This window comes from Polaribacter aestuariivivens (assembly GCF_005885675.1).
GTDB lineage: Bacteria > Bacteroidota > Bacteroidia > Flavobacteriales > Flavobacteriaceae > Polaribacter > Polaribacter aestuariivivens.
In genome coordinates this window covers 67,741-91,314 of sequence record NZ_VANR01000008.1, presented here as the reverse complement: position 1 = coordinate 91,314, position 23,574 = coordinate 67,741, and the positions used below count along the sequence as shown (strand labels likewise).

Genomic DNA, 23,574 nt, shown 5'->3' with positions numbered 1-23,574 from the left:
GTTATATTTTTTCAGTTAGTTTAATGGTTGTATTAATATCTACGTTTGGTGCAATTGAGTTCAAATAATCAGAGCTTTTTGCTTGTTTGTTTTCTACAAAAGGTCTTATTTGAAAAAGCCATAATTTATCATCTTTAAAACCAAATTCTACGTCATAAGCATGTGGTTCTTCAGTAGATGTACCTCCAATTTTTTCTCTGATTTCTGAAGCTAATTCTCTAATATCGTTTATATTTTTATTATTTAAAATAGGCCTGTTAAAAGTTGTGTAATATTTTTTTGTACTTCCAGTTGCAGGTAAGCGAATATAATCTGGTTGCCTTGCAGGACTTAGCAAGAAACTTCCCTCAGCAGTTATTAATCTTGTTTCTGCAGATTGTCCATCTACAGCACCTCCAGCACCTCTACTAAAGGCAACTGTTAAATCGTTTTCAGAACCTTCATTAATTCCTTTTGTAATCATCACACCAGAATAATCTACATCTACACTTGGTATGATTAAAATTGAAGGATATACGTTTTCTGGATTTAATAAATATTTTTGACGCCATTTAAAACTTCTTTCGGTATATGCAGAAGCCCAAACTTGCTTGATTCCTTGAGTAATTTTTTCTTCTTCTAAAATATTAAAAAGTGTTAAGTTTAAACCAGCTCCAGTAAATTCTTTCAAATCTTCCATATTGGTGTCACTTCTTAAAAAAACAGGTACATTACCAATTTCATCACCTAATACATTTTTAAAACTTTCTTTTAAATCGCTTGTGAAACTATCATCTAAATTGATGTTTAAAATAGCTGTATGTAATTCTTTTAATGAAGAAATTAAAAATGTTTCTATTTCGTCACTTGAAGTATTTTCATTTTTTAGTTCTTTGGATTTTTCGAAAGTTGCATTTAAAAACTCCCAATAACTCATGTTTTTACCAGGCATTTCTTTATTCATATGCGTTTTAAAAATTCCGAAAGGAATAATGATACCTTCTACAACTTTGCTTGGAAAAAGATTTTTTAACTCTCCTAAATTTGCCGCTTTTGGACCACATAAAATACCAGAGTCTGTTGCTTTTACATCTCTCATATTTATGATTTTAGAAACATCTAACTTTAGTTTATCAGTTGGAACTGTAATCATGTTATTTGTTCTTTCTTTTTTATCAAACAGTTCACGTTCTTCATTTGTCATGTCGTTTTCTAACTTTAAAATAACATTTCCCTTATTTGAAACTGCATAAAAAACATTTTGATTGTTAAATTCTTCTAACGAGTTTAAGTTTTCACTAGACAAAGCTGCGTTTGGAATTCCTAAATTTCGAGCTAATAATTGTACGTGAGAAACTAAATTCCCTTCAGAAACAGTCATAATTCCAGCAACAGGTTTTAAATCTGAAGGTGGTTTTTGAAAAATATAAATATTGTTGGTATTTACTTCCACATCATCTGGGTTTCCTGAAACTACAATTAGTTTACCAAATGCATATCCAGGATTTAATCCTCTAATTGCACCTTGGTTACTAATACTCATTACGTTATTATTTACTTCGGAAACTTTAGCAGCAAAATTGTTTAGTTTGCTTACAGTTTCTCCTAAATTTAGAGTAATAGAGTTTCGAATTCTGTCATCAATAAAACCATATGCTAAAGATTCAAATGCAGCGTATTCATTTACATTTTCTTCATAATTTGCTTTTACTAAAGATGTGCTCCACTCTACAATTCTTCTTGCGTTTGCCACCAAACTGTTCAATTCGCCTAAAGTAGTTTCGTCATTTTTTAAGGTGTAAGAAAATGTTGGCTTTATAATATCAAACTCCCAAGCCTCTACAAGACCTGTTGCATAAGATGCGCAAGTTAATGTTTGTGTTTTTAAAATGGTTTCTTCTAATGTTTCTGGGTTCCAATTTTGAGTTTCTATTAATAAAATTTTTTCTAATTGATTTGTTAAGTCTAAAAGCTTCAAGCGGTCTTTACTACTTTCAAAAAGTGCAATATTGTATCTTAATAAATCTAAAACATCAGTAATTTTTAAAACGTATTCTTTTGCTGTAAAATTGGTTTTGTCTTCTTCTATAAAACTCTTTACAAAATCAAAAACAGTATTTTCTTTTTTTATTTTACTTAGTTCTTTCGCAATTGTATTATAATTTAAAGGAGCATAAAACTCATTCATAGTAGCTATAAGTTTGTCAAACGCTTTCTTTTGTTTTGTTGATATGTTAGAGGCATTCTTCTTCACATAGTTTTGCACCAAATAAATATCAGATTTTTGTGGATTACCATGAATTTTAATTCTAATATCCATAAAATCAGGAATTTCCTCTGCTAAAATTTTAGATTCAATTCGCATTGATTGTGCTATGTTAGAATCGCCATTATGAGGAATATCTTTTAAAGCTTGTCTTATTAAATAATAATTTTTATTTAAAAAGCTATCGTCTTTTAAAACAGTTTCAAAAAAGTTTTTACCCCAAGTTTCTTCGTCTTCAGATTGTATAGCACCTCTATAAAATTGTCCTTTTCTTAAAACCCATCCATCATCTACACTTGCTAAATATTGTCCGATTTGATATTGTTTTAATCTGCTATAATTATTTTTTTCATCTAAAAAATCGGTTGTGTTTACACTTGCCAATATTTCACCAAAAAATAAATGATTTGTTTTTCTTAAATCTAAGGCAGATTGTTTAAAACTTGCATGCTGAATTCCACCTCCAATAGAATCTGGACAAGGATCTTTGGCATCTCTTACAGAGCCATCTTTACAAAACCATTTAATTCTATAATAAGGACCTCTAATATCTTTTTTATAAGATTCTATAAGCTCTTTTATACTGTTGTTTGATTTTTTTTGGGCAGTAATTGTTGTTGTGAAAAGTAGTAGGCAAATGCTGTATAGTAAAGTAGTTTTTTTCATAGTCTTTTTTTGGTTACACAAATTTATTCTTTTAAATTGATATTTAATAGATTATCATGCAATTGCACTAAGAATAAAATTATTTGAGTTAAAGTTTTTTTAGTAGTGTAATCTTTTAGTTAAAAAGAACTTCTTAAAAGTTTTTTATGAATAAAAACTAATTAACTTTTGAAGAATAAATGATATTATTTTGCTGAATGTAAATTTCAATACAATTTGTGGGGTGTATAAATTGATGTTCTTTTTCATGATTAAAAGCTTCATTATCAATTAAAAAATCATTTTCAAAGTCTTTTATACCATCTGAGGTATATCTTGCAATTTTATATTTTTTGTCAGAAATTTTTCTTTCAATTTTAAACCAAGCACCACTTCCTATACCTCCTAACCACGTTCCGTTTTTTGGTTGAAAAACCTCTATGTTAGGCATTTCTGTTCCTTTTAAATCAGGTGAACCTTCAAACTTGTTTAAAAAAGACGCTCTATATTCTTTGATTACAGACCTGTTTTTGTATTGTTTTATTTTTTGTTTAAAAACTTCATATATTTTATCTGTAGAATTGCCTTTTATTACGTTTCCAATAGGACTTGGAGTAAATAAATTAGAGGTTTTTAAGGCGTTTTTGATTTTTTTATTTTCAGAAGATGCAATAATTGTATCTGTTACAAAACGTGCGCAGTTACTCCCATTTTTTAAAAAAGCTCCATAAGGAATTTCCTTTTTTTCAATTAATTGGTGTATGAATAGCGCTGCTTTTTCAAAATTAATTTCTTCATTTATACTTGCAACCAACCTGCCATCTCCATGAGTTTTTTCTGGATGATTTTCTATCCACAATAAAATTTCTGAAAGATTTTTTAATTGATTTTTTTCAAATTTGGCAGCAATAGAAATGGCTAATTCTGGATCTGTTTCTTTTGAACGAACTCGTCCATTTCCGTAAGAGGTAATGTATCTTCCAAAATCAAAATAATTAATAACAGCATCATTTTTTTTAAGTAACAATAATGCTGCATGACCAGCTTGTACTGCGTGTTTGCCACCAATACCAATTTTTGGCCAAAAAGCACTCAATTTTTCCCAATAAGCAGGTCTTACAACGGTATCTGGATAAGATAAAATGATAATTATTCCGTTTGAAGTTGGCATTTTTATTTTGTTGATGAATTGTCAAACAAAGCAGCTAAAAGTATTTTAAATGTTTTAAAAGCAAAGTAAATCGTAAAAATAATTAAGCAAACTGCAACAGAAATTAGGACATAAGAAATATATGCATTGTCAGTATTTTCAAACTTATTTAATGCTTTAAAACCCATGGTTAAAGTTATTGGAGAAGCAATAAATAAAAATATTAAAATAGCTAAATATTTTAAACCTTTACCTAATAAATTTACATTTGTACTCATTTTTTGTAATTTATAATAGAGTTTCTTACGTTTCCATACTTTTTTAAAAGTGTAGCAGCAGTAGCTTGGTCTATATTTAGCTCTTTAACTAACATTTTTTCACCTCTTTCTACCAATTTGTTGTTAGACAATTGCATGTCTACCATTTTATTACCTTTTACTTTTCCAAGTTGAATCATGGTTGTAGTAGAAAGCATGTTTAAAACTAATTTTTGAGCAGTTCCTGCCTTCATTCTTGAACTTCCTGTTACAAATTCAGATCCTACAACTACTTCAATAGGAAATTGAGAAACTACAGATAAAGGGCTGTTTTTATTGCAGGTTATACAACCTGTAATGATGTTATTTTCGTTGCACTTTTCTAAGGCTGCAATAACGTAAGGTGTTGTTCCAGAAGCTGCAATACCAACCACAACATCTTTTTCTGAAACATTATGTGTTTGCAAATCTAACCAACCTTGGTTTTTAGAATCTTCAGCATTTTCTACAGCTTTTCTAATGGCAATATCTCCACCAGCAATTAAACCAACAACCAATTCATGAGGAACACCAAAAGTTGGTGGACATTCAGAAGCATCTAAAATACCCAATCTACCAGAAGTTCCAGCACCTATATAAAAAAGTCTTCCACCATTTTTTAGTTTTTGAACAATTTGAGTAGTTAGTTTTTCTATTTGTGGCAATGCTTTTTCAACAGCTAAAGGAACTGTTTTATCTTCATTGTTTATGTGGAACAAAATTTCTTTTACCGTCATTTTTTCTAAATGATTGTATTTTGAATCTTGTTCTGTAGTTTTTATGAATGTCATACATCAAAAATACTATTTTCTAGTTGTTTTTTTCAACTAAGTCTAAAGAAAAAGTATCTGATTCTCCAATATGAAAATATCCTAAAGGGAAATTTTCTTCATTGGTTGTATTTATCATATTACCCAAAAGTGAAGAGGGTACAGATTGAAATGGACCTCCAGCATTTTGCCCACTTTGATCTATTAAAACTCGGAAATAAGTATAATACTCTTTAGAAATCCCCGTCATTTTTATGGTTACATTTGTGGGTAGTTCTATTTCATCTTCTTGATAAAAGTAAGAGAAATTATAATCAGAGCCATTAAAATAACGATCTTCTAACGCTAAATAAATGTTTTGAGTAAAATCGAAAAGATAATGGTTTTCTACAGTTCCATCATCTGTAAAATCTACTTTTAGTTCTGTTTCTTCTCCAGAAAATAAGGTTTTATCGCCTTGAACTACACTTGTTAATGGTGTAGATTTTACTTTCGTAGCTTTTCCTTTATAAGTCTGATTATCATGAATTACTGTTAATTCATAGGTGATATTATCTTCAGGAATAAAACTTGAAGTTGGTTCGTAATTACCATCTAAGTTTACATCAGTAAAATTAATAACTGTGTTATCACTTAAATTTGTTAGAAATACTGTAGCATTTGTAACAACAGGAATTGTTTCATCAAAATAATCAGCAGATAATTTTAATTTTACAACATTATTTGCAGTTACTGGATTTTCGTCAAAAAATACTTCAAAAGAAGCATCTATAATTAGTTTTGGCGGAATTGTTGGAACATCTATATCTACTACTTTTTCGCAACTAGCGAAAAGAAGTGTTAAGAAAACGAAAATTATTTTTATATTTTTCATAAGAGTTATACTTAAAACCTTAGTGAGGTTTAAAATTTAAAATTATAAGTTACAGAAGGTACAATGCCAAAAATGGATGTCTGTATAGCTTCATTTCTAAAGGTTTCATTATTTTGCCTAAATGCCAAAGAAGCTGCATTTTGTCTTCCATATAAATTGTAGATTCCGAAAACCCATTCTCCTTGCCATTTTCTGTTTTTATTTTTTTCTGGAGTTAACGTTGCAGAAATATCTAACCTATGATATGCAGGAAGTCTGTCTGCATTTCTACGATTATCATCGTAAATAGGCACATTTAAACCTTGTACTTCATATTGCCCAACAGGATAATTGGTTGGTTGCCCAGTTTGAAATACGAAATTGCTGTTAAACGTCCATTTTTCGTTTAATTCGTAACTCGCATTTATAGAAAAATCGTGTGTTTTATCAAAAGGTGTGCTGTACCAATTTCCTTGATTTATACCAGGTTCATTTGCATTTCTTCCGGCTGTTAATTGTTCTGATCTTGACAATGTATATGCAAGCCATCCTTTAAAATTTCCTTCGTTTTTTTTGAATAAAACTTCTAAACCATAGGCCCTTGCTTTTCCGTTTAAAATAACAGTTTCTATTTCGTTATTTGCAATTAAATTGGCTCCATTTATATAATCTATTCTATTTTTTATGTCTTTGTAAAACGCTTCAGTTTCCAAAGAATAATCACCTTCTTTAATTGATTTAAAATATCCAACAGCAAACTGATCTAATAACTGTGGTTGTACATATTTTCCACTTGGCGTCCAAACATCTAATGGAGTAGGAGAGGCTGTGTTTGAAAGCAAGTGTAGATATTGTGCCATTCTATTATAACTTGCTTTTATAGATGTGTTATCATCTAATATGTAAGACATTGAAAAACGAGGCTCAAAATTGCTAAAGCTAGAAATTACATCACTTCTTTTAAAACTTTCTGTACCTGTTGGTGTTGCAGATTCATATTTTTTAAATTCATCATTATAAATAACAGCTTGATCATTTTGATAGGTGTTTAATTCATCTTGCCCTAATCTTAGAAAGTTGCTAAAACGAACTCCGTATTGTAAAGTAAGTTTGTCGCTAATTTTATGCTCAGCTTCTACATACGCTGCAAATTCATTTGCATATTTATCAATTAATTTTTCGGCAACAATTCCAGAATCATCTCTATTCGGAATAATTTCTCCCGGGTTAAACTTTATGTAAATATTGTTTACTCCATAGCTTAATTTTAATTTTTCATTTAAATAATGTTTAAAATCGTATTTAAAATTGAAGTTGGTAATTCCTGAATCCCATTCGAAACCAACAAAATCTAAGATTAGGCCATAGAAATAATCGGAATAAATTAAAGAAAGATTGGAAAATAATTTGTCGGAAAAAAGATGATTCCAACGTAAATTTACTACTGTATTTCCATAAGAGTTTACAAAGCTATCGTTAATTCCAAAAACATCTTTACCGAAATAAGTAGAAAGAAATACGTTGTTTTTATCATTGAAACGATAATTTACTTTACTGTTTAAATCGTAAAAGTATGCTTTGTTGTCATTATCAAACAGTGGTAAAAATAAATGTGCATATGATGCTCTTCCTCCAATTAAAAATGAACTTTTTTCTTTTTCTAAAGGACCTTCTAATAATAGTCTGCTAGAAACCAAGCCTATTCCTCCAGTAGCATTGAAACTTTTACTGTTCCCTTCTTTTTGATAAATATCTAAAACGGATGACAATCTGCCACCGTATTTTGCAGGAATACCGCCTTTGTAAAGTTGTACATCTTTAATTACGTCTGGATTAAAAACTGAGAAAAATCCAAATAAATGAGAAGAATTAAAAACGATTGCTTCGTCTAATAAAATTAAGTTTTGATCTGCTGCACCACCTCTAACGTTAAATCCAGAAGCGCCTTCTCCAGCACTTGTAACTCCTGGTAAAAGAATAAGCGATTTAATAATATCTGCTTCACCTAAAACAACAGGAATTTGTTTTATAGTTGCAGCAGTAAGTTTATTCACACTCATTTGTGGTGTGCGAATGTTTAGTTTTTCGATATTACTTTCTATAATAATTTCATTTAAACTTTCTGTTTCTTCAATTAAATTGAAATTTTTAGTTGTTTTTTCTACTAAGTTTATTGTTTCCTGTATGGTTGTGTAGCCTAAATAACTAATTTGGATTTTGTAGTTACCTTTTGGTATGGTAATAGAATAAAAACCGTATTCGTTCGTAGTTGTACCAGCGTTTAATTCAGGAAAATAAATGGATACTCCAATTAGTGTTTCGTTATTAATGTTATCGTAAACTGTACCACTTAATGTTATTTTTTCTTGACTGAGTAAACTGAAAGAACAAAGAAAAAATATGAAGAATATTTTTTTGAAATGTAGCATTTTTTTGTCTAATTATTTTTGGAATAATTTCAACAAAAGTACGATAGAAAAATGATAAATAAACGTTAAAAAGAAGTTTGTATTTATAATTAATCGTAAGTGATATCTTCTACTTCAATTTTTTTGTTTTTGATAAAATCATACAAAGTTAATCTTCTTAAGGTATAATAATCTACCCAAAATTTTTCTAAAGAATTCAAATATTGTAATACAGATCTGTCTTTTTCAGTTAATGCTAAGTTTAAATCTGTAATTGTAATTTTACCTAAAACAAATCGTTTTTTTGTGATTTCAAATCTTTTTGTAGCTATTTCTTGAGCTTTTTTAGCAGTTTTTAAAAAATTACGTTGGTTTTGCCAATTTAAAGTGTGTAAGTAAATTTCTTGTTCAAACTCTAGCTCATCTTGATCTACATTGTTAAATATTAAGTCTTTATCTGCTTCTGCCAATTTTCTTCTAGATTTAGAAACACCCCAATCTAATATTGGTATTCCTAAAGAAACTGTTACATTTTGTTGCTGGTTATAGTTTTGAAAAAGATCGTCAAAAACATCTCCTTGTTGTGAAATACCAAAGTTTGCGTTTAAACTTAATTGTAAGCGGTTGTTTCCTCTAACTTCTGCCACTCTTTTTTCTGCTTCTAAACGTTTTCTACGAAACTCTATAACCGCTTTTCTGTTAGATTTTGCTTCTTCCAATGCTTTTTCTACGGTAACAGTAAATGTGGTAAGTTCTTTTGGAATATTTAGCACTAAGTTTTCTGTATCTAACTCTAAATATCTTGCAAGGTTTTGAGAGCTTCTTTTTAAATCGATTTCATTTGTGGTAACTGTATTTTGAGAATTTAATACAGATAGTTCCATTTGTAACAAATCGTTTTCTGCAATTTTACCCATTTTAAATCTACCTTTTGAAATTTGAAATAAGGTATCTTGATTTGATAAGTTTGTTAAAGCAATTTTTGATTGCATTTGTGCTTTTAAAAGTGAAAAATATCTTCTTGCTGTGTTTAAAGATATTTGTTCCATACTTTCTATAAATTGTCTTTTTGCTTCTTCGTAAACTAATGGCTCAATTTTTCTGTCCCATTTAAATTCATTAAAAAGTAAAGAGTTTTGCCTGTAGTTAATAGAAAATGGAATAACAGCAAATCTTGTTGCGCCATTATCGCCAAAAATATCTACACGTTCTAGTTGTGAGCTAAAGGATAAAGTACCACCAGTAAATGATACATTTTGATTTAAAGAAAGTTCTCCATCAACTCTAGATTGATTGGAACGAACGAAAATATCTTGTCCATTATCATTTGTAAGTCTGTTTACAGAGTTAGAATATCTTGGTAAAGTTGCATCTAATCTAAGTTGAGGTAAAAAACTTGCTTTGTACCTTCTAAACCTCCAATAGCTAGATTGATTTTGGTTTAATAAAGTTTTGTAATCGGGTGATTTTTTTTTCGCAATTTCAATAGCTTCTTCTAAAGTGATAAATTTTTCTTGCCCAACTGTAATTCCAGATATAAGAATACAAAGAAATAATATAATATTTTTCATAATTTTATTCGTGTCTAATTGCCTCAATTGGGCTTTTATTTGCAGCAGATTTTGCAGGTGCAATTCCAAATATTAATCCAATTAATGTGGCAACAAAAAAGGATAATAATATAGAACTTAATGATAATATGGTTTCAATTCCGGTAGTAATTTCTAAAATATAGGAGGATAAAATACCCAGCGCAATTCCAATAATTCCACCACCAATACTAACTAAAACAGATTCTGTTAAAAACTGAAGAATTACATCTTCTTGAGTTGCACCAATTGCTCTAATAATACCAATTTCTTTGGTTCTTTCTAACACAGATGCCAACATAATATTCATTATACCAATACCACCAATTAATAGAGAAATACCAGCAATAATACTTAAAACGATATTAAAAATTTGTTTTGTTTTTTGTTGTTGTTTTAATAATTGAATAGGAATAGATATTTCAAAATCTAACATATCGTTATGACTTCTTTTTAACATCCTACTTAAAACATCTGCAGTTGCATTTAATTCGGCAGAGTTATTTACCTGAACCACTAATTTATCTATTTGATGGTAATTACCTCTTGGTATTCTTTTTTTAGGTCCTTGTTGTTGGCCACTAAAAAATACTACCCCACCTCCAGTATCCATAGATTTGTCTGAAATAATTTTACGGTCTTTATAGCGTACCAAAAATGTTTTTATAGGAATATAAATATCTTGATTCATATCTCTAATTCCTAAGTTTTCTTGTGCGGTATCAGAAATAAATTTTTCTTCAATTACTCCAATAACTTCTAGCCAAACATCTTTTACTTTGATGTTTTTACCAACAGCGCTTTCTCCAGTAAATAATTTTTTTTCTATTTTTTTTCCAATAATACAAACAGGTAAAGCTCCTTCAGACTGTGCTCTAGAAAAGTTTCTTCCACTTTCAATAGCAATGTTAGAGGTTTCAAAATATTCGTCTGAAACACCAATTAATTTTACGGAGTTTTGTCGCCCTTTTTTAATTACATAAGTTTCTAAAATAATTTCTGGACTAACTCTTTTTACAGAAGGTATGTTTTTAGCAATGTTATTTGCGTCTAACATATCTAAACCTTTTGAGAAACGTCTAGATTCTGTTGTACCATCTTCAGACTCTTCATCAGAAGAATTGTCGTCTTTTTCATCAGGTATTGGGGTAATTACAATATTGTTTACACCAACTAATTCTAATTGGGCTAAAATTTCTTTTTCAGCACCATTACCAATGGCAAGCATGGTAATTACAGCAGCAACTCCAAAAATTATTCCTAAGGAAGTTAATAAAGTTCTTATTTTATTTGAAGAAATAACGCGAACAGCCTCACTAAAATTAGATTTTAGTTTTTCTATGTATATTTTGTTGAACATAAAAAAACTAGTTTAATTTTGCTATTTTGGCTGTTTCATAGCCTTCTGGTTTGTTTAAGTAAACTACATCGTTTTCAGTTAAGCCATCAGTAACAATAACAGAAACATTATTAGATTCGCCAATTTTTACTTCTTTTTTAGCTACAGAAAAGCCTGTTTTTGTGTACACATATGTTAATGAGTCTTTAGAGAAAACAGCTTCTAATGGAATGCTTAAAGTTTCTTTTTCTTCGAAGGTTAAAATTCTATTAGAGGTTGTCATTCCTGGTCTTACATTTTCATCATTTTCTGTAAGTTGAATTAATACTTGAAAAACCTTAATGTCTGATCCTCTTTTTTTCTCACCTACATTTGCAACATCTGTTACAATACCATCTAATTCTACATCAGGAAACGCATCAAAACCAACTCTTACAGGCAATCCTTTTTTTATTTTTCTAATATCTACTTCGTTTGCATACGTTTTTGATTCCATTTTTGTTAAATCTGGCAAACTTGCAATTGATGGTTCCCAAGGACTTATAGTTGATCCTACTTTTTTCTTACTTCCATCCCAATTTCTTGCATACGTTACCATACCATTAGAATCTGAATAAATTGTGAAGGAATTTAATAAAGCTGTTAAATCATTTAATTCATTTCTTATTTTTGATACTTCTGTTCCAACTTCAATCATTTTAGCATTTGCTTGACGCTTTTTAATATTGTAGTTTTCTAGTTTTTCACTTAAATCTCTTTCAGATTTTTCTAACTTAATTTCTAACGATTTAATGGTTGCTGGTGGTTCGTATATAGATTGTTTTAACTCTAAGCTAGTTTGCTCCATACTAAACCTTAAATCTTTTATAGCATTTCTTTCTTGCTTTAAAGTTAATGTAGTGTCTAATTGTTGTTGCGTGTATTTTGATTGTGCTGCTTCTAGTTTTAATTTAGCGTCAATAATTTGCTCGTTAACATCTGTAGGATCTAATCTACCTACATAATCTCCTTTTTTAACCAAAGTACCTTCTGGAACTAAATCTTGTATTTTAATATCTCTTAATCTGAATTTACGAAGGTTATCTGGACCTTTAATTTCTTTTGAACTTGTAGATTGTGCTTCACCAGAGGTTATTACTTCACTAACAAAATTGCCTTTTTGTACTTTTGCTGTTAGGTATAAAGAATCTTCTGAAGTTGGTGAAAAGTAGTTGTAAGCTAAATAAATAATTATAACTGAAGCTACAGCGATAATTGCAATACGTTTTTTTGACATACGAAGTGATTAGGTTGAAAAAAACAAATCTAAAAAAAAAGAGTGCTTAAAAAGCACTCTTAATGTTAATATCTTTATAAAGTTTAAACATTTAACAAACTTAAAATATTATTAAAAATAGCATTTGGTCTCATTGCATTATCTGCTAAAACATCATTTGGTTGGTAATATCCTTGGATGTCAACACTATTTCCTTGAATTTCATTTAATTGAGCAATGATTTTAGTTTCATTTTTAGCTAATTCATTATATATTTTACCAAACTCTTTGCTCAGTTCAGCATCTTTTGTTTGGTTAGCTAATTCTTTAGCCCAGTATAAAGCTAAATAAAAATGACTTCCTCTATTATCTAATTCACCTACTTTTCTTGAAGGAGATTTATCATTATCTAAAAACTTATCTGTAGCATCATCTAAAGTTTCAGATAAAACTAAAGCTTTTGTGTTGTTATTTGTAGTACCTAAATGTTCTAAAGAAACTGCCAAAGCTAAAAACTCTCCTAAAGAATCCCAACGTAAATGGTTTTCTTCTAAAAATTGATCTACGTGCTTTGGAGCAGAACCACCTGCACCAGTTTCAAATAAACCACCACCATTCATTAAAGGTACAATAGATAGCATTTTTGCAGATGTACCAACTTCTAAAATAGGAAATAAATCTGTTAAATAATCACGTAAAACGTTACCAGAAACAGAAATGGTGTCTTCACCTTTAATGATTCTTTTTAAGGTAAACTCGGTAGCTTTTATTGGGGATAAAATTCTAATGTCTAAGTTAGAAGTATCATGGTCATTTAAGTAAACCTTTACTTTTTTAATAATTTCTGCATCATGTGCTCTGTTTTTATCTAACCAAAAAACAGCAGGAGTTTGTGATGCTCTAGCTCTTGTTACAGCTAATTTAACCCAGTCTTGAATTGGAGCGTCTTTTGTTTGACACATTCTCCAAATATCACCAGTTTCCACTTCATGTTCCATTAAAACTTTTCCAGCAGCATCTTTTACAACTACCTTTCCATTTTTTTCAATTTCAAAAGTTTTATCGTGAGAACCATATTCTTCTGCCTTTTGAGCCATTAAGCCAACGTTTGGCACAGTACCCATTGTTGTAGGGTCAAAAGCACCATGTTTTTTACAAAAATCTATAGTAGCAGTGTAAATTCCAGCGTAAGAGCTGTCTGGAATGATAGCTTTTGTATCTTGTAATTTTCCATCAGCATTCCACATTTTACCAGAAGTTCTAATCATAGCTGGCATAGAAGCATCAATAATTACATCTGAAGGAACATGTAAATTTGTAATTCCTTTATCTGAATTTACCATTGCTAATTCAGGTCCATGATCTATAGCATATCTAATGTCATTTCTGATTTCGTCACGTTTTTCTTTTGGTAATTCACTTAACTTACTCAATAGGTTACCTAAACCATTGTTTACGTCAATACCAATTTTTTGAAATGTTTTGCCATGTTTTTTAAATAAATCACTAAAGTAAACACGAACTGCATGACCAAAAATAATAGGGTCACTTACCTTCATCATTGTTGCTTTCATGTGAAGAGAAAACAACACATTTTTATCTAAAGCATCTTCATATTGCTCTTCTAAAAAGGCTATTAACGCTTTTTTGCTCATTACTGTAGCGTCAATAATTTCACCTTTTAAAATATTTAAATTTTCTTTTAATATCGTTTTAGTTCCATTTTTCGCAACGTGCTCAATAGAAATAGTTGTTGCATTTTTTAAAGTGGCAGATTTTTCATTATGAGCAAAATCACCCTCAGACATTGTAGCAACATGTGTTTTTGAACTTGATAACCAAGCACCCATTGAATGCGGATTTTTTCTTGCGTAGTTTTTAACTGCTTTTGGAGCTCTTCTGTCAGAATTTCCTTCACGTAAAACTGGGTTTACTGCAGAACCTTTTACTTTATTATACAAAGCTAAAACAGCTTTATCTTCGTCAGTTTTTATTTCTTCAGGATAATTTGGAATTGCAAAACCTTTTTCTTGCAATTCAGCAATTGCTTCTTTTAATTGCGGTACTGAAGCACTAATGTTAGGTAGTTTTATAATATTTGTAGTAGGTAATTTGGCTAATTCACCTAAGGTAGCTAAAGCATCTTCAACTTTTTGGTTGTCTTCTAAGTATTCTGAAAAATTTGCTAAAATTCTTGCCGCTAAAGAAATGTCTTTCACTTCTACCTCAATATTAGATGATTTTGTAAAAGCCTTTACAATTGGTAAAAAAGAACGAGTTGCCAAAGCAGGTGCTTCATCTGTTTTTGTATATACTATTTTAGCTATTTTGCTCATGTAATTATTTTTTATGTAATTGGATAAATAAAAACTTTCCAAATGAAACTCATTTTTTGAAAGCGAGCAAATTTAAGAATTTTAGTTGGTTTTTTTAATGGTAAAATGCTATTAATTAATAGGTTTTATTGCATTTTTGATAATTTTTGAAATCGATTTCGTAGAAGTTAAAAATAAAAGCCATACCAAACAAATAGATTGTTTTGATATGGCTTCTTTGAAATAGTTTTGTGTACTAATTTTTGTTTTTGAACAAAAATTAAATAAAACAAATGTTTTATATTTCTTTTAGCAAGAAATTACCATCTGCTATTTCAGTTTTAAAACATCTAAGTTTAATAATAGCATACAGCTTTATTAAATTTTTTTGATGTTTTTATTGTTACCATTTTAGTTTTTAAAAAGAAAACTTTTTTAAGGTTGTACATCTTTTTAACAGAAAATGAAACAATATAATAAAGAACGTTACTTTATAAATTTACCTCTAATTTCTTTTTAGTTTATAAAGACTAATAAGTTTAACTTGTAAATTATACAGTAAATATATTCTTTTTCAGGAAACTTACATGTTTTTTAACTATTTAATAATCAACATGATATTAACTATGGTTATGAACATTTGTTAACTAAAAAAAGCGTTGTGAGAATCACAACGCTTTTTATTACTTTTATTTGAAAAAAGATTATCTTCTTTTTTCGGTAATTCTAGCTTTTTTACCAGTAAGACCTCTAAAGTAAAAGATACGTGCTCTACGTACTTTACCTTTTTTGTTTACTTCAATTTTTTGAATAGAAGGTAAGTTTACAGGAAAAATTCTTTCTACACCTACAGTACCAGACATTTTTCTGATTGTAAAAGTTTCTGAAAGACCAGTTCCTCTTCTTTGAATAACAACTCCTCTAAAAAACTGAGTTCTTACTTTTTCGCCTTCCTTAATTTCGTAATACACAGTAATTGTATCACCTGCTGCAAATTCTGCAAATTCTTTTTTTGTTACAAATTCGTCTTGAACAAACTTTATTAAAGATTCCATATCTTTTAATTTAATTAGTTTTGTAAAACAACATTCACGATTTCTTCGTCAGAGGTTAATTTAGCGGTTGCAAAAGTAGTACTTTTTTTTAATTGATAAAACTAAAAGAAAATTATTTTTTAGGTTGATAGTCAGTACAATAGAAAATCCAGAATTTTCTTTGTTCTTTTCCATTTACTTTTATGATAATTGGCTCTAATTCAGTTACATTTTTAAAGTACTTTGTTAATAGCGGATTTATTTCACCTAACTTATTTTTATTTTTAAAACGCTTGTCTGAATCTATAAAAAGGGCATTTTTTCCTTTTAAAGTATATAAATCGTCACCCAAATAATCAAAATGTAAAGCTGGCAAGCCTATAATATTTTGTGCGTACACTTTATCATCCATAAAAAAGTTTAAGCAGGCAGCTGTTTTATAGTTATCGTCAGAAAAAACAAATGTATTTGGGTATTTTTCTTGTAAATCTTCAGTTTCTATGGCCAATTCTTTCCAGCCCACCCAAGTATCATCACTTTTAATTGGAACTAAGTAGAAAAGAATTTGTAAACTAAACAGTACGTGAAATACAATGGAAAATATCAGTTGTAATTTTAATAATTTCTTATTGATAAACATTCCTGCAATTATAATTCCAGTGATGTAAGAAGGCATCATCCAATTTAATTTTACCCAGTAAATAGGAGTGAGGGCAAAAAAGCCAACAAAAGTGGGAACAAAAAAAGCTAATAAAAATAAGGTTTTTGCTTGCGGAATTTTAAACTTTAACAAGGCTCTTTTGATATATTTATAAGTGAATGTGATAATCACTAAAAATAAAATAGGCAATAATAAAAATAGTTGATGACCAATTGCACCAAAGAAATTTTTAGGCGAGATTTCGAACTTACTAATTGAGCTTGTTCTTGCAGAAGATTGAAAAGCAAACGACGCAAATTCATTTTGATAATTCCAATACCAAACAGGAAATGTAACTGCAGCAGAAATGATAATAGATATCCAAACCCAAGGAGAAAGTAATAATTTCCTATACTTATTTGAAAATATTAAAAAAGCCAATAAACCAAATTGTAATAAAATAGCTGTGTACTTGCTGTTAAAAGCTAGTCCCATAGCAACTCCACCTAAAACCCAATACCATTTTTTTTCTTCGAAAATTGCTTTGTATAAGCAAACTAAACTCAATGTCCAGAATAACAATAAAGGTACATCTGGTGTTGAATTAAAAGAAAGTATGGAAACAAAAATGGTGGATGCAAATAACAACAAAGCTTTTTGTTGTTTTGTTTTTGATAAAAAATAACTTGCAAGTTTGTAAAAACTAAGTATTGTGGCAGAAGTAATTACAAAATCAGCAAATTTTACTACAAAAACAGTTTGCCCAAAAGTATCTGTAAATATTCTTAAAATGTAACCAATCATTCCTGGATGATCAAAATAAGAAAGTGATAAATTTTGACCGTATAAATGATAATAAGCATCTTGTGGCATTAAGCCCATAAATGGTAAAAGAATGAACCTAAATAATTGAAAGGCTAAAACCCAACTAATTGCTTTGTTTTTTTTAAAATAAGATGTTATTTTTTCAACACTACTCATCTAATAAATCTGGTCTTATAATTTTTGTTCTTTCGTATGCTTTTTCACTTCTCCATTCATCAATTTTAGGAAAATTTCCTGATAATAGAATATCTGGAACTTTGTTGCCTTCAAAATCGGAAGGTCTTGTATAAACTGGTGGTGATAATAAATTGTCTTGAAAAGAATCTGTTAGCGCAGATTGTTCATCGCCAATAACACCAGGAATTAATCGTACAATAGCATCTACCAAAACAGCTGCTGCTAATTCGCCACCTGTTAAAACATAATCGCCAATGGAAATTTCCTTGGTAATAAATATATCTCTAATTCTTTGATCCACACCTTTGTAATGACCTGTTAAAATAAGAATATTTTCTTTTAAAGAAAGGGTGTTTGCAGTTGATTGATTTAATGTTTTTGCATCTGGAGTCATGTAAATAATTTCGTCATAAACTCTTTCTGATTGTAATTTTTTAATACAATTTGCTATGGGTTCAATCATTAAAACCATACCTGCACCACCACCAAATTGTGTATCATCAATTTGTTTGTAGTTTCCCAAACCGTATTCACGTAAATCATGAATTATAATTTCTGCTAAACCTTTTTCTTTAGCTCGTTTTACAATAGAATGATTAAACGGACTTTCTAATAAATCTGGCGCTACTGAAATGATATCTATTCGCATTTTGCAAATGTATGTTTTTGATTAAAAATAGTATTTTTATTGCACTATTATTATAAAAGGCATGGAGTATTTTACACTAACAGGCTTGTTCTTTTGTAAACCAGGTTTTACTTTGGGTAATCTTTTTATTACTTTTATTACTTCATCTACAATTTCTGGATGAGAAGCTTTAGCTTTTATGTCTTCTATTTCTCCTGCTTTATTAACTTTAAAACTTATGAAAATTCTTTTTCTACCAGGAGATAAACGAAGTCTTTTGGGTAATTTTGAATCAAAATTCCTTGTAAAATGACGTTGTACACCCCTACTAAAACATTTTTTTGCATCTGAAATACTTTTAGATTGTCCACACCCTGGAAATATAGGGGTAGTTTCTTTGCCAAATTTATTGAAAGTTTCTACTATGGTTTTACCATTTTTATAGGACAAAATAGTTGTAAAATAATTAGCTAAAGTGTTTATCTCTTCGATTTTAAATTCTGTATTTAGGTATTCTTTAAAAATTTCAATGATTTTTTTTTCTAAACTATAAGAACGAGCATTAGTTTTAATATTAAATGGTTCTCCAATTTTATTAATTTCAAAATTTAAATATATGTTCTTATTAATTCTGTTCAGTCCAGAGTTTTTTATATATTTTGAATCTAATTTTTCTGTTATAAATTTTGTAAATTTATTTGTTGGATTTGTTTTAAAATCAGAATTAACATCAGTATTTAAAAAAATATTTTTTTTACTAGTGGATGGATAAAAAGTATAATTATATACAATTGGTTTTCCATTTATTTTGGCAGGACTATCAAAAAGAGGAAAACTACTCGTAGCTTCTAAAAATAACTCTGAATTCTTACCTTTTAAAAGAATTAACTTACCTTTTTTATTGATTTTTAATTTTGCCTTTAAACTTTTTGTTTCCTTTTTTACTATTTTAACTTCAGAAGAATCTATATTTTGATTAAAATAATTATTAATTTCTAAATTTATACAGCTTTTAATGTCTTGGTAGTACTCTAAATCTTCGCAAGCTTTACATACGGGGAGTGTTTCAGAAATTACAATTGAACTACAGTAAATAATATTTTCAAAATCAACTGTGCTTGCAATAATTTGAAAAGAATATCTCTTTTTACTGTCTAATTCTCCGAGATTTAACTTTTCTAAAGGAAAATCTAAAAGCGCTTTTTTAATTGTATCGCCAAGTTCTTTATTTACTTTAAAACTTGTACTTATATCATAAGCTTCCCCTAATTTATTTACATAAAAAAATACATTTAGTGTATACGTTGCTCTAGGATATTTAATATTTTTTAATAACCTAAAAGGAATCGCATTTCTGAAATGAAGGGATAATTCGTTTTTTTGATTGGGATTAGAATTTTTTAAATAATCGAAATTATTTTTTTGAGAAAAACCTTCAATTGAAAGTATTAATAAAACAATAAGTGTCAATTTTATTTTCATTACAAATAACTTTTATTATTCTAAACTAATATGAAACAAAGCATCACCTTTGTTTACGATTGGCGTTTTATTGATGCAAAATATATGACAATCAAAAGGCGCATAAATTTTCTTTTTAAAGTCGCCAAAAGGATCTTGTATAACGCCTAAAACCTCTCTTTTCTTTACGAAACTTCCGTTTGCAACCCTAATTTTAAACATTCCAGAATGTTGTGCCCTTAACCATTTTGCTTTTTTTACAAAAATTGGTGTTTCTCTTACTGTAATATTACCTTCAATTAAGCCTAAGTGAATTAGTACATTTTTTGTACCGTTAACACCTTCGTTTATAATTGTTGGATTTAATTCTTTTGATTTTCCGCCTTCAAAAAGTAGCACAGTTTTACCCATTTTATGTAAAGTTTCTCTTAGAGATTTTACAATATTATTGGAATATACAATTATTGGAGGGTTAAAAACTTTTGCAAGTTCTAAGCCTTTTTCATCATTTTTATTGCATCTTATTTGTGCAATGTTATCACGTTCGCCACCACCCGTATGAAAATCAATTACATAATCTACAATTGGAGCTATTTTTTCGGAAAATTGGTATGCAAATTGGCTTGCTAAAGAACCATTTAAAGTTCCTGGAAACATTCTATTCAAATCACGTCCGTCAGGAAATTCTCTCGTTTGGATTAAGTAGCCAAAAATATTAAAAACAGGAATACAAATAATGGTTCCGTTTTTAGGTTTGTTTAATTCTAAATTTATAATTTCTCTTATAATACCAACTCCATTTGTTTCATCACCATGAATACCTGCTAATAATAAAACTACAGGACCAGGATTTGAGGAACGCTCTACAATCACAGGAACTTTTACAGTAGTTCTTGTGTGTAATTTGGCAACTTCTAAGTCTAATACAGTTCGTTTTCCTTCTGGAATTGTTTTTCCTAAAAGAATAAAAGGTTTACTCGACATGTAATTCTAAATAACGGATAATTTCTTTTGCGATATTTTTTCCAGTGGCAACTTCAATTCCTTCTAAACCAGGAGAAGAATTTACCTCTAAAACCAAAGGTCCTTTAGATGATTGTAGCATATCAACACCAGCTACACCTAAACCCATTGCTTTTGTAGCCTTCAGCGCAGTTCTTTCCTCTTCATCAGTTAATTCAATAATATTTGCGTTTCCACCTCTATGTAAATTAGAACGAAATTCACCTTCTTTTCCTTGACGTTTCATAGCGCCAATTACTTTTCCGTCTACTACAAATGCTCTAATATCTGCTCCACCAGCTTCTTTAATAAATTCTTGTGCAATTACTCTTGCTCCTAATCCATTAAAAGCTTCTAAAACAGAAGTGGCTGCGTTTTGGGTTTCTGCTAAAACAACTCCTAAACCTTGGGTACCTTCTAATAACTTTAAAACTAATGGAGTACCGCCAACAGAATCTATAACGTGTTCTACATCTTTTGTGTAATTTGTAAAAACCGTTTTTGGCAAACCTACACCAGCTCTGGCTAAAATTTGTAAACTACTTAATTTATCTCTCGACCTAGTTAATGCTTGTGAAGAAACTGCTGTAAAAACCTTCATCATTTCGAATTGACGAATTACTGCGGTTCCATAGAATGTTACAGAAGCACCAATTCTTGGAATAATAGCGTCTACATTTTCTAAATATTCTCCTTTATAAAATATTTTTGGAGATCTTTTTTCAATTTCGATATTGCATTTTAAATGATCCACGACTATTACTTCATGTTTCCTCTTTTGTGCAGCTTCCACCAACCTTCTTGTTGAATATAGTTTTGGATTTCTAGATAAAATTACAATTCTCATTAGTTTTTATTTTTTAATTTATGGGATAAATTTTTCTTTACAGTATCTATCACAAATTTTTTATTCAAAAATTTTCTCCCTAACAAAACAGGGAATTTCATGTCTTTTCGCTCGCTTAAAGTCAAATAAATAGGAAACGTTTTATTAAAAATTACAATTTCTGTATGAATCATAAAACGTTTTTCGGCAATACCATTTGAGCTTTTTACAATTTTTGAAGCATAGTTTTTAAATGTAAACTCCTTATTATTATAAAAAGGATGCTCTGGATCTAATAATGTAAACTGAATAAAAGGTTCTCCATTCACAGCAATTTCCTTAATGTCAGAGCAGTGTATAGAAGAGGTGTATGCACCAGAATCTATTTTTACATCAATTTCAGAAAGAGATAATTCAGGAAAATCTGCCTTATCTGATCGACCAATAGTTAATTTCATTAAAAATACTTTAAGTGGATGTAAAGTTATAGATAGTTAATGAATTAGCACAGTAATTCTACTATAATTTTGAAATGGCTGCTTCAGCGCAACGTTCTCCATCCATAGCAGCAGAAACAATTCCGCCAGCGTAACCACCACCTTCACCACATGGAAACAATCCTTCGATTTCTGTATGCTCTAAATTTTCTTTTCTTGGAATATTTACTGGTGACGATGTTCTAGATTCTACACCAACAATATTAGCTTCGTTTGTAAAATAACCGTGCATTTTTTTGCCAAATTCAGGAAAGCCTTTTCGCAATCTACTTCCAATAATTCTCGGTAAAAGAGAGTGTAGTGGAGCCGATTTTAAACCTGGTTGATAGGAAGTATCATTCAAATCTGATGAAAGTGTTCCGTCTACAAAATCTACCAACCTTTGTGCTGGTGCTGTTTGTGTTCTTCCTCCAGCAAAAAATGCAATTTTTTCTAAATCTTTTTGAAATTCTAAGCCTTTTAATTCGCCGAATTTCTCGTATTTTTTAAAATCTTGATTGATATCTAACTCTACAACAATACCTGAATTTGCATATTTGTTGTTTCTTCTTGAAGGCGACATTCCATTTACAACTACTTCACCATTAGCAGTTGCTGCTGGTACAATAAAACCTCCAGGACACATGCAAAAAGAATATACTCCTCTGTTATTTACTTGATTTACCAAACTGTATGCTGCAGCTGGTAATAATTCGTCTCTTTTGCCTGAACAATTATACTGAATTTGGTCGATAATTTCTTGTGGATGTTCTACACGAACGCCCATTGCAAAAGACTTTGCTTTTATGCTAATTTGTTTTTTATGCAACAATTCGTAAATGTCCCTTGCAGAATGACCAGTTGCTAAAATAACTGCATTCACAGTCATTTCTTGACCGTTTTGAAGTTGAATTGCTTGTAGTTTATTGTTTTTAATAACAAAATCGGTCACTTTGGTTTCGAAATGAATTTCGCCACCAAATTTTAAAATGTTTTCACGAATATTTTGAATGATTTTTGGTAATTTATTGGTTCCAATATGAGGATGAGCATCTACCAAAATTTGCTCTGTTGCTCCATGAAAAACCAAATTTTCGAAAATTCTACGAACATCTCCACGTTTTAAGCTTCTGGTGTATAATTTTCCATCTGAATAGGTTCCTGCACCACCTTCTCCAAAACAGTAATTAGAATCTTCATTTACAAAATGATCTTGATTGATGGCTTTTAAGTCTCTGCGTCTGTCTTGTACATTTTTTCCACGCTCTAAAACTACAGGTTTGTACCCCAATTCTATACAACGTAAAGCTGCATACATTCCTGCAGGACCAAAACCGATAATATGAATTTCTTTTGCTTTGGAAACATCTTTGTATTCAAAAATATAATCAGGCTCTTTTGGAAGTGCTTCATTGATGTATACTGCTACTTTGTAATTAAAAATAGTTTCTTTTTTACGAGCGTCAATGGATTTTCGTAATACTTTAACTGCAGTAATTTCTTTTTTATCAACTTCTAGTTGTTTAGAGGCTTTGTAAAGCAAAATATTTTCTTTACGTTCTTCTATTAAGTTTACACGAAGCTGAATTTCTTTAATCATTTTGTAAAAGTAATTAAATTAAAGATTGAGTGTTAATGAA

The 23,574-nt window shown here is 29.6% G+C and carries 18 protein-coding genes; all 18 read right to left on the bottom strand.

Going from position 1 to position 23,574, the window contains the following annotated elements; genetic code table 11:
• Position 1 precedes the first annotated feature (1 nt).
• On the bottom strand, positions 2-2,911 hold the full coding sequence (locus tag FDT66_RS13690) for a PEP/pyruvate-binding domain-containing protein (protein ID WP_138537504.1): 2,910 nt from the start codon (positions 2,909-2,911) through the stop codon (positions 2-4).
• A gap of 157 nt (positions 2,912-3,068) precedes the next feature.
• On the bottom strand, positions 3,069-4,061 hold the full coding sequence (locus FDT66_RS13685) for a DUF6695 family protein (protein ID WP_138537502.1): 993 nt from the start codon (positions 4,059-4,061) through the stop codon (positions 3,069-3,071).
• A gap of 2 nt (positions 4,062-4,063) precedes the next feature.
• Positions 4,064-4,318 (bottom strand): DUF6095 family protein, encoded by a 255-nt coding sequence (locus tag FDT66_RS13680; protein WP_138537500.1) that lies wholly within the window; start codon positions 4,316-4,318, stop codon positions 4,064-4,066.
• Positions 4,315-5,127, bottom strand: coding sequence for an N-acetylmuramic acid 6-phosphate etherase (gene murQ / locus FDT66_RS13675; RefSeq protein ID WP_138537498.1), 813 nt, complete (start codon positions 5,125-5,127; stop codon positions 4,315-4,317). Before murQ ends, FDT66_RS13680 begins: the two co-directional genes overlap by 4 nt.
• A gap of 19 nt (positions 5,128-5,146) precedes the next feature.
• Positions 5,147-5,980 (bottom strand): DUF4249 family protein, encoded by an 834-nt coding sequence (locus FDT66_RS13670; RefSeq protein ID WP_138537496.1) that lies wholly within the window; start codon positions 5,978-5,980, stop codon positions 5,147-5,149.
• 29 nt (positions 5,981-6,009) lie between these two features.
• Positions 6,010-8,388, bottom strand: coding sequence for a TonB-dependent receptor (locus FDT66_RS13665; protein WP_138537494.1), 2,379 nt, complete (start codon positions 8,386-8,388; stop codon positions 6,010-6,012).
• 89 nt (positions 8,389-8,477) lie between these two features.
• Positions 8,478-9,938, bottom strand: a complete 1,461-nt coding sequence (locus FDT66_RS13660; protein ID WP_138537492.1) for a TolC family protein — start codon at positions 9,936-9,938, stop codon at positions 8,478-8,480.
• Positions 9,939-9,942: 4 nt separating this feature from the next.
• Positions 9,943-11,316 carry an ABC transporter permease gene (locus FDT66_RS13655; RefSeq protein WP_138537490.1) on the bottom strand — a complete coding sequence of 458 codons (1,374 nt, stop codon included), beginning with the start codon at positions 11,314-11,316 and terminating at the stop codon, positions 9,943-9,945.
• 7 nt (positions 11,317-11,323) lie between these two features.
• Complete coding sequence (locus FDT66_RS13650) at positions 11,324-12,571, bottom strand: efflux RND transporter periplasmic adaptor subunit (protein ID WP_138537488.1); 1,248 nt, start codon at positions 12,569-12,571, stop codon at positions 11,324-11,326.
• Between the two features lie 83 nt (positions 12,572-12,654).
• The gene (locus FDT66_RS13645) at positions 12,655-14,886 is read right to left on the bottom strand and encodes an NADP-dependent isocitrate dehydrogenase (protein ID WP_138537486.1); all 2,232 of its coding nucleotides are present in this window, start codon (positions 14,884-14,886) and stop codon (positions 12,655-12,657) included.
• Between the two features lie 683 nt (positions 14,887-15,569).
• Positions 15,570-15,920: a 50S ribosomal protein L19 gene (gene rplS, locus FDT66_RS13640; RefSeq protein WP_138537484.1), complete on the bottom strand. Its 351-nt coding sequence runs from the start codon at positions 15,918-15,920 to the stop codon at positions 15,570-15,572.
• 112 nt (positions 15,921-16,032) lie between these two features.
• A complete protein-coding gene (locus FDT66_RS13635; RefSeq protein WP_138537482.1) occupies positions 16,033-17,520 on the bottom strand; it encodes a glycosyltransferase family 39 protein in 1,488 nt (495 codons plus the stop codon).
• Complete coding sequence (gene trmD, locus FDT66_RS13630; RefSeq protein WP_138537480.1) at positions 17,513-18,190, bottom strand: tRNA (guanosine(37)-N1)-methyltransferase TrmD; 678 nt, start codon at positions 18,188-18,190, stop codon at positions 17,513-17,515. Before trmD ends, FDT66_RS13635 begins: the two co-directional genes overlap by 8 nt.
• A 36-nt stretch (positions 18,191-18,226) precedes the next feature.
• Positions 18,227-19,651, bottom strand: coding sequence for an energy transducer TonB (locus FDT66_RS13625; protein WP_138537478.1), 1,425 nt, complete (start codon positions 19,649-19,651; stop codon positions 18,227-18,229).
• Between the two features lie 15 nt (positions 19,652-19,666).
• Positions 19,667-20,614, bottom strand: a complete 948-nt coding sequence (locus FDT66_RS13620; RefSeq protein WP_138537476.1) for a succinylglutamate desuccinylase/aspartoacylase family protein — start codon at positions 20,612-20,614, stop codon at positions 19,667-19,669.
• A complete protein-coding gene (gene rimK, locus FDT66_RS13615) occupies positions 20,604-21,479 on the bottom strand; it encodes a 30S ribosomal protein S6--L-glutamate ligase (protein ID WP_138537474.1) in 876 nt (291 codons plus the stop codon). Before rimK ends, FDT66_RS13620 begins: the two co-directional genes overlap by 11 nt.
• On the bottom strand, positions 21,479-21,916 hold the full coding sequence (locus FDT66_RS13610) for an ATP-dependent zinc protease family protein (RefSeq protein WP_138537472.1): 438 nt from the start codon (positions 21,914-21,916) through the stop codon (positions 21,479-21,481). The genes rimK and FDT66_RS13610 overlap by 1 nt, the downstream gene beginning before the upstream one ends.
• A gap of 61 nt (positions 21,917-21,977) precedes the next feature.
• Positions 21,978-23,534 (bottom strand): NAD(P)/FAD-dependent oxidoreductase, encoded by a 1,557-nt coding sequence (locus FDT66_RS13605; protein WP_138537470.1) that lies wholly within the window; start codon positions 23,532-23,534, stop codon positions 21,978-21,980.
• Between the last annotated feature and the right edge of the window lie 40 nt (positions 23,535-23,574).

Coding starts and splice junctions, on each gene's coding strand:
- FDT66_RS13690 (WP_138537504.1), bottom strand. CDS start 2,911: ATGAAAAAAACTACTTTACTATACAGCATTTGCCTACTACTTTTCACA.
- FDT66_RS13685 (WP_138537502.1), bottom strand. CDS start 4,061: ATGCCAACTTCAAACGGAATAATTATCATTTTATCTTATCCAGATACC.
- FDT66_RS13680 (WP_138537500.1), bottom strand. CDS start 4,318: ATGAGTACAAATGTAAATTTATTAGGTAAAGGTTTAAAATATTTAGCT.
- murQ (WP_138537498.1), bottom strand. CDS start 5,127: ATGACATTCATAAAAACTACAGAACAAGATTCAAAATACAATCATTTA.
- FDT66_RS13670 (WP_138537496.1), bottom strand. CDS start 5,980: ATGAAAAATATAAAAATAATTTTCGTTTTCTTAACACTTCTTTTCGCT.
- FDT66_RS13665 (WP_138537494.1), bottom strand. CDS start 8,388: ATGCTACATTTCAAAAAAATATTCTTCATATTTTTTCTTTGTTCTTTC.
- FDT66_RS13660 (WP_138537492.1), bottom strand. CDS start 9,938: ATGAAAAATATTATATTATTTCTTTGTATTCTTATATCTGGAATTACA.
- FDT66_RS13655 (WP_138537490.1), bottom strand. CDS start 11,316: ATGTTCAACAAAATATACATAGAAAAACTAAAATCTAATTTTAGTGAG.
- FDT66_RS13650 (WP_138537488.1), bottom strand. CDS start 12,571: ATGTCAAAAAAACGTATTGCAATTATCGCTGTAGCTTCAGTTATAATT.
- FDT66_RS13645 (WP_138537486.1), bottom strand. CDS start 14,886: ATGAGCAAAATAGCTAAAATAGTATATACAAAAACAGATGAAGCACCT.
- rplS (WP_138537484.1), bottom strand. CDS start 15,920: ATGGAATCTTTAATAAAGTTTGTTCAAGACGAATTTGTAACAAAAAAA.
- FDT66_RS13635 (WP_138537482.1), bottom strand. CDS start 17,520: ATGAGTAGTGTTGAAAAAATAACATCTTATTTTAAAAAAAACAAAGCA.
- trmD (WP_138537480.1), bottom strand. CDS start 18,190: ATGCGAATAGATATCATTTCAGTAGCGCCAGATTTATTAGAAAGTCCG.
- FDT66_RS13625 (WP_138537478.1), bottom strand. CDS start 19,651: ATGAAAATAAAATTGACACTTATTGTTTTATTAATACTTTCAATTGAA.
- FDT66_RS13620 (WP_138537476.1), bottom strand. CDS start 20,614: ATGTCGAGTAAACCTTTTATTCTTTTAGGAAAAACAATTCCAGAAGGA.
- rimK (WP_138537474.1), bottom strand. CDS start 21,479: ATGAGAATTGTAATTTTATCTAGAAATCCAAAACTATATTCAACAAGA.
- FDT66_RS13610 (WP_138537472.1), bottom strand. CDS start 21,916: ATGAAATTAACTATTGGTCGATCAGATAAGGCAGATTTTCCTGAATTA.
- FDT66_RS13605 (WP_138537470.1), bottom strand. CDS start 23,534: ATGATTAAAGAAATTCAGCTTCGTGTAAACTTAATAGAAGAACGTAAA.